This window comes from Paenibacillus sp. TAF43_2, from assembly GCF_052113545.1.
Taxonomy (GTDB): domain Bacteria; phylum Bacillota; class Bacilli; order Paenibacillales; family Paenibacillaceae; genus Pristimantibacillus.
The window spans coordinates 1-10997 of record NZ_JBFRDK010000196.1 but is presented as its reverse complement, the minus strand read 5'-3'; the positions used below and the strand labels follow the sequence as shown (position 1 = coordinate 10997).

Below are 10997 nucleotides of genomic sequence, written 5' to 3'. Positions count from 1 at the left end.
AGCTATAGCTTGGTGCTTGATGATCATTTAAAGACTAACGTTCCGCTTTCAAAAACAAAAATGGCTGAGTTAAAGGAAATGATCGGGCTTAAATAAGCGCCATTCGCTGAATCTGCTGCTCCAAACCACGTAATTATTGCGCTATTCAGCTCGAAATAAGCATCATTCACCCCTTTGTATGCTCCATTCAATGCGATTATAATGCGCCTCTTCCTCCTCTCACCTAAGATGAAGGTAGATCGGATAAAACAACGGAGGTTGAGAGCGGCATGCAAAATATAATTGAAGTGACTTCATTAGAGAAATCATTTGCGAATTCCAGGGCGTTAAAGGATGTTTCCTTTAACGTAAGGAAGGGTGAGATTTTCGGATTTCTAGGACCAAGCGGATCGGGCAAAACAACAACCATCAAAATATTAACAGCGCAGTCGAAGCCGTCCTCGGGGAGTGCCTATGTATTTGGAGTACCCGCGAGTAAATTGCGGGAAGAAAAGTATCGCAAAAAAATTGGAATCATTACAGACAATACGTCTTTGTATGCCCGCTTGTCTGTTTACGATAATTTGAAGTTTTTTTGTGATTTATACGATGTGCCCGAAAGCCGGATTCATGTCGTGCTGCAGATGGTGAATTTGGAGCAAGAGAGCAGGAAGATGGTATCTAAATTATCCAAGGGCATGCTTCAACGGGTCATTCTCGCTCGGGCTTTCCTGCATGAACCAGAGCTCTTGTTTCTGGATGAGCCCACATCAGCGCTTGACCCTGTGAATACGAAGCATATTTATGAAGGCTTGTTACAATTGAAAGCAAAGGGTACAACCATTTTTTTAACGACGCATGATATGAACGAAGCCGAAACTTTATGCGACCGCGTTGCTTTCCTGAATAATGGAACGATTCAATTGCTTGATGAACCAAAGAAGCTGCGTGAGCAGCATAGCGATGCAACCATTACAGTGGAGCTAACTGACGGGTCAACGGTTATTGTACCAAAGGGAGCTGACGGGGCGCAGAAGGTATTTGACTATATGAGCAAAAACCAAATCGCATCCATTCAATCGAACTTTCCAACATTAGGCGATATTTTTGTAGAAGTGACGGGGAGGAAACTATCATGACATTTTCAATGAAGCGAGTAATGGCCATTTTGCAAAAAGACTATAAAGACGTATCTCGAAACATGTATATAACCTCGACATTGTTCCTTCCTTTAGTCCTGGCTGCTTTATATGGGCGCATTGGTGTGAATACCATTGATGTACATTATCTGGTCATCAATATGGCTTTAATTTTGGTAGCTACCTATGTGCAGTCGGCCTTGGTAGCTGAAGAGAAAGAAAAAAATACACTGCGCGGACTCATGCTGTCACCGGCGAGCATTTTTGAGATTTTTTGCGGCAAAAGCTTGCTAAGCTTTATTGCGGGCACGGTCATTATTGTTTTCTCTGCTTTACTTTCTAATTATCATCCGAAAAACCTATTGGTCATTATCATCGCTATATTTTTATCATCCGTTTTTTATTTGGGCTTAGGCACGTTCATCGGTTTGCTAACTAAATCGGTGATGGAAGCATCCGTTGCAATCATGCCGGCTTTTGTCATTTTTGCTTTTGGGTCATTAATTACACCGTTGATGGATCAGTATCCAATCCTGACGATTGCCAATTACATGCCAAACCTGCAGCTGATTGAACTAGCGAAGCAAGTAGAGGCTGGTGCGGGGCTGGCAGACGTATTGTCCCATTTAGCTATTATTTTTGTGTGGATTGTTGCGATGTATGCTTTATGCTTGTACGTATACAAGAAACGTATGGTGGACGAATAAAGCAAAGCAGTTGATTAAATGGTGGGAGGAGCAGCATGATTTTGCTGCCGCTTAAGCCAAGAGAACCCGAGCCGCTAGCGGCCGGGTTTTTCGGCATTTTCCTGAATCAAAGAATTGTAAGCTGGTGTATTCTCATGCATAATTGGAGTATATTGTTACGGCTCGTATATTGGCATTTACAGACTGGAGAGGCTTCGATGTATAAAGTAATTATTGTCGATGATGAAGCGGTTGTCCGAATCGGATTAAAAAACACAATCAATTGGAATGAGCATGGCTTCGAATTGATTGGTGATTACGCTAACGGTCGAGAAGCGTGGGATGCCGTAGAATTGGATAGGCCGGAGCTCGTTATTTCAGACATCAGTATGCCGTTTATGGACGGATTAGAGCTGGCTGGTTTAATTTCGGCTCAATTCCCGTATATAAAAATGATTATATTAACGGGCTATGACGAATTTGAGTATGCGCAGCAGGCGATTCGGCTTAAAATTTCTGATTTCATTCTGAAACCGATTACAGCGCAAGAAATACGTCAGCTTCTGGATCGAATTAAAGCAGAGATGGATGAAGAGAAGCAGCGTCGTGAAGATCTGGGCAGGCTAAACAACCAGCTGGAGCACATTCTTCCGCTGCTTAAAGAGCGGTTTCTAGAGCGTTTAGTTGCGGTTGGTTTAGGGAAAGTGGAAATCGCAGAACGTTTTGCTTATTTCAACCTGCCGCCGATATCGCCGCTATATTTGGTCATGGTCGTAGATATCGACGATTTTGGTGACCGAGAGCTGTCCTCCTATGAGCATGATGTCGAATTTTTGCGATTCGCTGCTTATGATATTTTTAATGAAACGCTGGACCGAGAGCATGTGCTGACCTTCCGAACCCGTGAGGAGCGAATGGTTGCCATTATTTTTGGACATGACAGTGAAAGCCTCCTGTATGAACAAGGATTTTCACTTGCCGAGGAGGTCCGCTATCATATTGAGAAATATTTGAAATTTACGGTGACGATAGGAATTGGACGAACATGTACGCTCGCTGAACAGCTGCCGTCATCTTACAAGAGCGCATTGTCGGTGCTGGACTATCGTTTCCTGCTAGGAAAGAATAGAGTGCTGAGCATTATTGATATTGAAGGAAAGCCTTCTGGATACATGCCGCTGAGTCATGACCTCGACCGCAAGCTGGCTGCTGCTGTGAAGACAGGCGCCATTCAAGAAGCCTACCAATTGATTGAACAAGGGGTAGCGGAGCTGAAAACCTCTCTTGTTCCAGTAGAAGCCTGTATGCTGCAAATGCAAAAGGTTGTTCTCTCGCTGATGAACTCTGTACAGGAGCTAGCCGTTCGAGAGCAGGAATCGCCGTTTGAGCAGCAAATGAAGCTGATGAACGTGTTCAAATTCAAGACGCTGGATGAGGTTGAGATTTGGTTAAAGGACATGGTAAGCTCTGTCATTTCTACTATAGCGGATAACCGTAATTATTTGACCAACATGCAAATTCATCGCGCGGTGGAGTATATCGATACGAATTACGCGAATGAAAAGATGTCATTGCAGGACTTATGCCGTCATGTGCTCATGAGCTCAAGCTACTTCAGTCTCGTGTTCAAACAGCATACTGGAGAGACATTTATTGAATATTTGACTGGCGTAAGGGTGGCTAAGGCGAAGGAGCTGCTTCACAATTCGGCGATGAAGCTGTATGAAATTGCGGAGCAAGTGGGCTACAAGGACCCAAATTATTTCAGCATTTTATTTAAGAAGCACACAGGTATAACGCCAAAGGATTATAGAGAGAAACAAATAAAGGGGAGCGGAGCCTAACATGCTCAAAGATCGGTTCTTTCCTTTGTTTCCGCTAAAAAGCATTCAATCCAATATATCTTTGGCGTTTTCTATGCTGATTTTGGCCGCTATTGTATTAACAACTCTAGTAAGCTATCAGGTTTCCGTAGCGGCGGTTGAGCGAAATTCGAAGGGCTACATAGAGGAAATTATTAAGCAGGTCAATTTAAATATTCAATCGTATGTCGATAATATGGAAAATATTTCACTGCTCGCTTTAACGAATAAGGACGTCAAGTATTACATATCGGACAATAACTTTATCAGCGCAGAGAACCGCCGCACGTACGAGAAGCAAATTTCCGACTTGTTCCAGGCAATTTTGTATACGCGCAAGGACATTGCATCCATTATGGTATTTGGATACAATGGTCGATTTGTTTCTGACCGCCGAATAACTACCTTAAATCCAAATACGAAGATAGAGGATCAAGAGTGGTATCAGCTGGCAAAAGCGGCAGGCGGCAGGTCCGTCGTTTCTGCTCCTCATGTGCAAAGCTTAATTGAAAACGAATACCGCTGGGTCGTTTCACTGAGTCGAGAGCTTAAGAGCACAGATGGGATTAAGGCGGATGGCGTACTCCTCGTTGATCTAAACTTAAGTGTCATTAATGACATTTGCGAAAATATTAACCTCGGTAAAAAAGGTTACCTCTTCATCGTGGATAACGAAGGCCATATCGTCTATCATCCGCAGCAGCAGCTCATCGATAGCAAACTGCGTACAGAACGTATTGCAGAAGTTTTGCAGGCTCCAAGCGGTCAATCCTTCGTCGTGAACGAGGGTGGAGACAAACGCATTTACTCCGTGCAGGACACAAACTTTGGTTGGAGAATTGCCGGAGTGGCTTATTCAGATGATTTGATTGCAAACAAAGAGGGTCTGCGTAATTCCATTATTTTTTATTCCTTATGCGGCTTAGCCATTACGCTGCTGATTTCTATAGGATTGTCGCATCGCTTATCCAAGCCTATTAAAGTATTGCAATCCGACATGAAGCAAGTAGAGAAGGGCAACTTCAATATTCAGACGGAAATTGGCCAAATGAATGAAATTGGACAGCTGGGTCGATCTTTTAACTTAATGGTCAGCCGAACCAAGTTTCTCATGGAGGAAACGATTTTAAATCAGGAAAATAAGCGGAAAAGCGAGCTTCTGCTGCTTCAATCGCAAATCAATCCCCATTTTCTATACAACACTCTCGATTCGATTGTGTGGATGGCCGAGCAGAAGCAGCATGAGGAGGTCGTTCTGATGACATCTGCTTTAGCTAAGCTGTTCCGCGCAAGCATTACGAAGGAAAAAGAGCTGGTTCCGATTCGAGTGGAAATTGAGCATATTACGAACTACTTGCTTATACAGAAAATGCGCTATAACGATGAGCTTAATTATGTCATTGATATGGACGAATCGATTCTTGATTATAAAACGTTAAAAATATTGCTTCAGCCTTTTGTAGAAAATGCGATCTATCATGGCATCCGGAACATGTATGGCATGGATGATGGATTAATTACGATCCGCGGAAGGCAGGCAGGCGATCACATTATTTTTGAAGTAGAGGATAACGGCCAAGGGATGTCAGCGGAACAGCTAGGGAAGCTTCTCTACAGCAATTTGGAGGATAATGCGAGCCAAGGCATCGGGATACGCAATGTAAACGAGCGAATCAAGCTTTATTTTGGGCATGAGTATGGCATTCAAATTCGCAGCGAAATTGAAGAGGGCACCTGTATTACGATCGTAATACCGAAGCTCGATTAAGGGGGAAGCAAAATAATGCGAAAGCATCGATTTACGCTGCTGCTAGTCGTGGCAATTGCGATGATTGCCATCTATTTTGTATTCAACTTTAATCTGCTTTTTGGCGTTAACCATGAGGAGAAAAATGTTACGGTCATCTTGAAATCCTTAAATATTCGACTTGATTTCTGGCAGGCAGTCAATCAGGGTGCGGAAGCAGCAGCTAAGGAAACGGGGCTAAATCTGAGTGTAGAAGGTCCGCTTATTGAAGGCGATTCCAATGCTCAGATTCAAATCTTGGAGGATGCGATTGCGCGGAAGCCGCAGGCGATTGTCATTGATATGGTAATGGATAATCGAATGCCAGCTATTCTTGCCAAGGCGCGTGCTGAAGGCATCAAGCTGGTCATTATTAATCATTCTCCGAGTATGAAGCCCTCTCCTATCGTTGTTTCAAGCAACCATAAAGAAGCAGGACAACTAGCAGGACAAACCTCCATTCAGGAAACGGACGGCGATCCGAATATTGCCGTTATTAGTGATTACGCGAGCTCAATTATTTCGCAAGAGAGGCTGGAGGGAATGCGCCTTGCATTAAAGGGCTACAAAGCGAGTGCAATGGAAACCTATTATGCAGATGATTCCGAGGATCAAGCCTATGAAATTGCCAAGCGGCTGCTTCGAAGTGATTCCGGCATTAATACATTTATTACGCTCAATCAATCCGCGTCACAGGGGGTTGCAAGGCTGCTGAAGGAGTATAACAAGGCAGGTGCTATTAATCTTATTGGATTTGACAGCACCAGTGATGAGGTTCAATTGCTGGAGTCGGGCATTATGACAGCGTCTATTGTACAAAAGCCATTTAATATGGGTTATCTTGGCGTGAAAGCGGCGCTAAAGCTAATTGATGGAGAAAAAACCGAGCCTATCACCTATATCGAATCCAATGTCATCACAAAAGAAAATATGTATACAACGGAAAATCAGAAGCTGCTATTCCCATTTATAACGAGTAAGTAGATTCCTATTTGGAAGGATAATATAACCCTATGCAGCGAAAACGCTATGGAACGAAGCCTCTTATGGTTGCTATCAGCCTTTTGTTAATTACAGTAGTTTCCTCATCGTGCATGAACGAGAACCCAGAGCCAGTTGCAACTCCAAAGGAGGAACGTGCGTTGATTCGGTTTGTCGCCTCCGAATACAGTACGGAAACGAAGCCGCTGCTTGAGAAGCTGGTAAAAGAGTTTGAGCGGAAAAACCCTCTCATTGATGTAGAGCTGCAAGTAGCCAACTGGGATATACTCGATGGAATCTATACGACAATGATTAGCAAAAACCAGCCTCCCGATCTTCTGAATACGAATGTATATGCCCATTACGCCAAGGATGGCTTGTTGAATAATATGGACGATATTATATCGCCTGAACTAGCAAATCGGCTGTATCCAAACTTAGTAGATATGGATCAGATAGACGGGGTGCAATACGCAATTCCATACGTAGCCACTACACGGAATTTATACTACAACAAGGATTTGTTCCGCAAAGCAGGCATTGCCGCCCCTCCGACAACATGGTCGGAGCTGGAGCAGGCCGCAATGAAAATTAAAGCGCTTGGCGCAGCAGACGGCTTCGGCATTGACCTGTCGGACAATGAGACACAGGCGACTTTGTCTTATATATTTTTCGGCTCGGGCGGAGATTGGATTAAAGATGGGAAATGGGCCATTAATTCAACGACCAATGTGGAAGGATTGACTTTTTTTAAAGAGCTGTTTGATAAAGGCTTGACTGAGCCAGAGCCGAACATAACGACTCGCGACGAGAAGCAGCGAATTATGGGCGGAGGCAATCTTGCTATGATGATATCCGGCAATTATTTCTCGGCAGTCGTCCCCAAGGAGTTTCCGGAGCTGGAATGGGGAAAGGGTCCAATTCCAGTAAAGGATGGTACATCGCCAATTACGTTTGGTGTACATGATCTGCTTGTTTCCTTCAAAACTGATCATACCAATAAAGAAGCGTTGTCCAAGTTTCTTGATTTCCTCTATGAAGATCGAGCTTATGAAGAAATGATTAAACGCGAAGGGTTTCTTCCCGTTACGACGACGGTGGGCAACAAGCTGTCGGAGAAGAGCGAAGTGATCAAAAGCGATTTGGAAGCGTTAAGCAAAGCTAGGTTTTATCCGGCGAAGGAGCCTGCTTGGCAAGCGGTGCTTGATTATACCCGTAAGCTAGGTGAAGCTGTTCTATATGAGCAAATGACGCCAAAAGCGGCATTGGATGAATTGCAGTCTTTTGCAGAAAACAAGAGCAATCAGCAAAAATAAGCGCTATCTTAGCGAAATTACTCGAAAAATAGCTTTATATGCACGGAAGAGAAGATAATAAAGAATATATGGAAGATATTCAATAGAGATTATAGCCCTCCCAATTTATGATGAAATTACACGATGGAGCAGCAAGATGAGCCCCTAAGTACAGTGTAAAAAACATCATTTTTGGGAGGGTTTGCTTTAATGATTATGAAGAAAAAGATTGCAGCGCTTGGTATCGCCGTTATTTTGGCTGCCGTATCGTTAGTTGGATGTGGCTCGAATAGCAATAATGGTGGAGCAGCTACTAATGCACCTACAAAGGAGCCGGCTGCTGAAGCGACGGACGCGCCTGCTGCTACCGACACGACGGTTAAGCTGACAGGCGATTTCGAAATTCAATATTTTGTGGGCGGGTATGGCGATAAATGGTGGAAAAAAGTTATTGCTGATTTCCAAGCTGCAAATCCGGAGCTTAACATTAAAGAATCCGCAGGACCTAAAATTAACGATCAAAATAGACCGCGCTGGATCGGCGGCAACCCGCCAGATTTCGTATACATCGATGGTCCGGTATTGAACGATCGCCAAATGGTTGAAGACGGCCAGCTGGAGGATTTGACGGATTGGCTGAAAGATGCCAAAAACGTTGACGGTGATCTAATCAGCGACATTTTGGCTCAACCTGCTCAACAATTTGACGGTAAAGTATACAATATTCCACTCGTACTGAACTCATGGGGTGTTTTCTGGAACAAAGCGCTCTTCAAGGAAAAAGGCTGGGCTGAGCCAACTGACTTCCCATCGTTCCTTGCTGTAAGCGAAAAAATCAAAGCAGACGGCATTACGCCGTTCATTCACACAGGTAAATACCCGTACTATATCAATGGCTCGTTCCTGTATCCAGCTATCGTATCAGCAAACAACAACGATTTCTCTATTCTTCAAGATATGGCAGCTAACAAAGTAGAAGCTTTTGAAAGCCCTGCTGTTCTTGCTGCATTGAACAAAATCGTAGAAATGCGCGATAAGGATTACATCGATAAAGCTTCTATCCAAATCAATCACACCGATTCACAAATGCTGTTCCTGCAAAACAAAGATGCTTTCATTGTGAATGGCCTTTGGCTGCCTAATGAAATGGCTAAAGACGTTCCTGCTGGCTTTGACTTTGGTTTCATTCCTTCCATTACGCAAGAAGCAGGCGGTAAAGTGGTTGCGAATACATCCACAGCTACTGTTGCCATCGCGAAAAAAGCGAAAAACAAAGAAGCAGCTAAAGCGTTCCTGCAATTCATTTTCTCGAAAGATCAAGCTTCACAATGGGCTGAGCTAAGCGGCGCGCCTTCCAACATTAAAGGCGACATCAGCAGCTCCAATGCCCCAAGCCATGTTAAAGATGCTGCTAAATATTTGACAGATCCTAACACGGTTGTAATCCCAACAATCACTTACAACGCTGACGTTGATAAAGCGATGATGGATGCAACAGATGCACTGACGATTAGCAAAATTACGCCTGAAGAGTGGGTTAAGCGGGTAACTGACGTGGTGAAAAAGGTTAGCAAATAATAAGCCTTCAAAAGATTGACGGCAGAGATTGATCGAGGCACAACGCCTCGATCACTTTCTGTGAATTTACTCGGAGGGATGGAAGGTATGAACTCAGGGACAGTAAAATGGCAGAGAAATATATTTATCGCATCATTCATCATCCCAACTCTTTTATTTTTCGGCGTATTTACAATCTATCCGGTAGTGCAAAGCTTGTATTATTCATTTTTTGACTGGTCCGGCATGTCGGAGACAAAAACGTTTGTTGGTTTTGATAATTTCAAAGAGATGTTCCATGATCCCATTGTGTGGAGAGCGATCGGCAACGACTATTTTCTTGTTGCTGGCAAAGTAATCGGAATTATGCTTCTCGCGACGTTTTTTGCAGTAGCGCTCACTAGGTTTGGCTTTAAGCTGGCTGGATTTTTTCGGTCGATTTTCTTCATTCCGAATGTAATTTCCGTCGTTGTTATTGGCGTATTGTGGAATTTCATATATAATCCGCAAATTGGCTTCTTGAATGCATTTTTGTCATTATTCACGAGTGAAAAAGTATCGATAACGTGGCTGGGTTTTTCCGATCATACGATATGGATGCTTCTGCCTCCGGCTATTTGGGCGGGTATCGGCTTTTATATGATCCTTCTCATTGCAGCTATTCAAAGCATTCCTGCTTCCTATTTTGAAGCGGCAAGCATTGAGGGCGCAGGGGAGTGGAAACAGTTTTGGAGCATCACGCTTCCGCTCGTTTGGGAGCAGATGAAAGTGTCCATTCTTAACATCATGATGACTACGCTTAACGGTTCCTTCGTAATCGTATGGATTATGACAGAAGGCGGACCGGATAACAGTACACAGGTTATGGGCTCCTACTTGTATCAAATGGCATTCCGGCAATTCCACTTTGGGTATGGCGCTTCGATAGGGTTTATCATCCTGGTCCTGTCCTTAATTACGACAATCGTACTTCAACGGCTTATGCGTCATGATCCCGTTGAGATGAGCTAAGGGGGATAAAGAGATGAATATACAGATTAAAAATCCGATCGCCAAGCTAATCATCTATGCCATATTGATCCTATGGGGCATATCGGTATTGTACCCGCTCATTTGGACCTTGCTTGATTCTCTAAAAAATAATGAACAATTTTTCTTGAATGCACCGTGGGCTTTGCCTGAGATTCCGCTTATTTGGTCCAACTTCTCGTATGTATGGAGCAAATACCACTTTGATACTTATTTCGTGAATTCCCTTGTCATTACGACAGGATCGACGATATTAGCTCTGCTCTTATCCGCAACGACAGCGTATGTGCTGGCGAGATATAAATTTAGAGGAAGCAATGCGTTGTTTCTGCTTTATATTTCCTCAATGATGGTACCGTTTGTACTAGCGCTCATTCCGTTGTTTTTCTTGATGAATTCGCTCGGCTTAATTAATACGAAGTTTGGATTGATATTTGTTTATACGTCCAGCTTGCTGGCCTTCGGCATCTTTGTGCTCGTCGGGTTTTTCAAGTCGCTGCCGAAGGAACTGGAGGAAGCAGCGATCGTGGATGGCGCTTCTTATTACGGGACATTTTTCCGAGTTATGCTTCCGCTGGCGCAGCCAGGTTTGATCACGGTTGGCATCGTCAACATCCTGAACATCTGGAACGAATATATCGTGGGTACGATACTTATTAATGATCCGACCCAGTATACGCTGC

General features: G+C 43.7%; 9 protein-coding genes. All 9 read left to right on the top strand.

Annotated elements, in window-relative coordinates:
• Positions 1-269: 269 nt before the first annotated feature.
• Entirely contained in the window at positions 270-1118 is an 849-nt protein-coding gene (locus tag AB4Z17_RS28250) for an ATP-binding cassette domain-containing protein (RefSeq protein WP_441912410.1), read from the top strand.
• Entirely contained in the window at positions 1115-1825 is a 711-nt protein-coding gene (locus tag AB4Z17_RS28245; protein ID WP_441912409.1) for an ABC transporter permease, read from the top strand. The genes AB4Z17_RS28250 and AB4Z17_RS28245 overlap by 4 nt, the downstream gene beginning before the upstream one ends.
• Before the next feature lie 35 nt (positions 1826-1860).
• Positions 1861-3648: a response regulator gene (locus tag AB4Z17_RS28240; protein ID WP_441963515.1), complete on the top strand. Its 1788-nt coding sequence runs from the start codon at positions 1861-1863 to the stop codon at positions 3646-3648.
• A gap of 1 nt (position 3649) precedes the next feature.
• Positions 3650-5434: a cache domain-containing sensor histidine kinase gene (locus AB4Z17_RS28235; RefSeq protein ID WP_441963513.1), complete on the top strand. Its 1785-nt coding sequence runs from the start codon at positions 3650-3652 to the stop codon at positions 5432-5434.
• 15 nt (positions 5435-5449) lie between these two features.
• Positions 5450-6436: a substrate-binding domain-containing protein gene (locus AB4Z17_RS28230; RefSeq protein ID WP_441963511.1), complete on the top strand. Its 987-nt coding sequence runs from the start codon at positions 5450-5452 to the stop codon at positions 6434-6436.
• Positions 6437-6465: 29 nt separating this feature from the next.
• A complete protein-coding gene (locus tag AB4Z17_RS28225; protein WP_441963509.1) occupies positions 6466-7749 on the top strand; it encodes an extracellular solute-binding protein in 1284 nt (427 codons plus the stop codon).
• Positions 7750-7938: 189 nt separating this feature from the next.
• Entirely contained in the window at positions 7939-9306 is a 1368-nt protein-coding gene (locus tag AB4Z17_RS28220; protein WP_083682071.1) for an ABC transporter substrate-binding protein, read from the top strand.
• Between the two features lie 87 nt (positions 9307-9393).
• Complete coding sequence (locus AB4Z17_RS28215; RefSeq protein ID WP_054026051.1) at positions 9394-10296, top strand: carbohydrate ABC transporter permease; 903 nt, start codon at positions 9394-9396, stop codon at positions 10294-10296.
• A gap of 13 nt (positions 10297-10309) precedes the next feature.
• The coding region (locus AB4Z17_RS28210; RefSeq protein ID WP_441963507.1) for a carbohydrate ABC transporter permease at positions 10310-10997 on the top strand (688 nt) is incomplete at its 3' end.

Coding starts and splice junctions, on each gene's coding strand:
- AB4Z17_RS28240 (WP_441963515.1), top strand. CDS start 1,861: ATGATTTTGCTGCCGCTTAAGCCAAGAGAACCCGAGCCGCTAGCGGCC.
- AB4Z17_RS28225 (WP_441963509.1), top strand. CDS start 6,466: ATGCAGCGAAAACGCTATGGAACGAAGCCTCTTATGGTTGCTATCAGC.
- AB4Z17_RS28215 (WP_054026051.1), top strand. CDS start 9,394: ATGAACTCAGGGACAGTAAAATGGCAGAGAAATATATTTATCGCATCA.
- AB4Z17_RS28250 (WP_441912410.1), top strand. CDS start 270: ATGCAAAATATAATTGAAGTGACTTCATTAGAGAAATCATTTGCGAAT.
- AB4Z17_RS28230 (WP_441963511.1), top strand. CDS start 5,450: ATGCGAAAGCATCGATTTACGCTGCTGCTAGTCGTGGCAATTGCGATG.
- AB4Z17_RS28220 (WP_083682071.1), top strand. CDS start 7,939: ATGATTATGAAGAAAAAGATTGCAGCGCTTGGTATCGCCGTTATTTTG.
- AB4Z17_RS28235 (WP_441963513.1), top strand. CDS start 3,650: ATGCTCAAAGATCGGTTCTTTCCTTTGTTTCCGCTAAAAAGCATTCAA.
- AB4Z17_RS28245 (WP_441912409.1), top strand. CDS start 1,115: ATGACATTTTCAATGAAGCGAGTAATGGCCATTTTGCAAAAAGACTAT.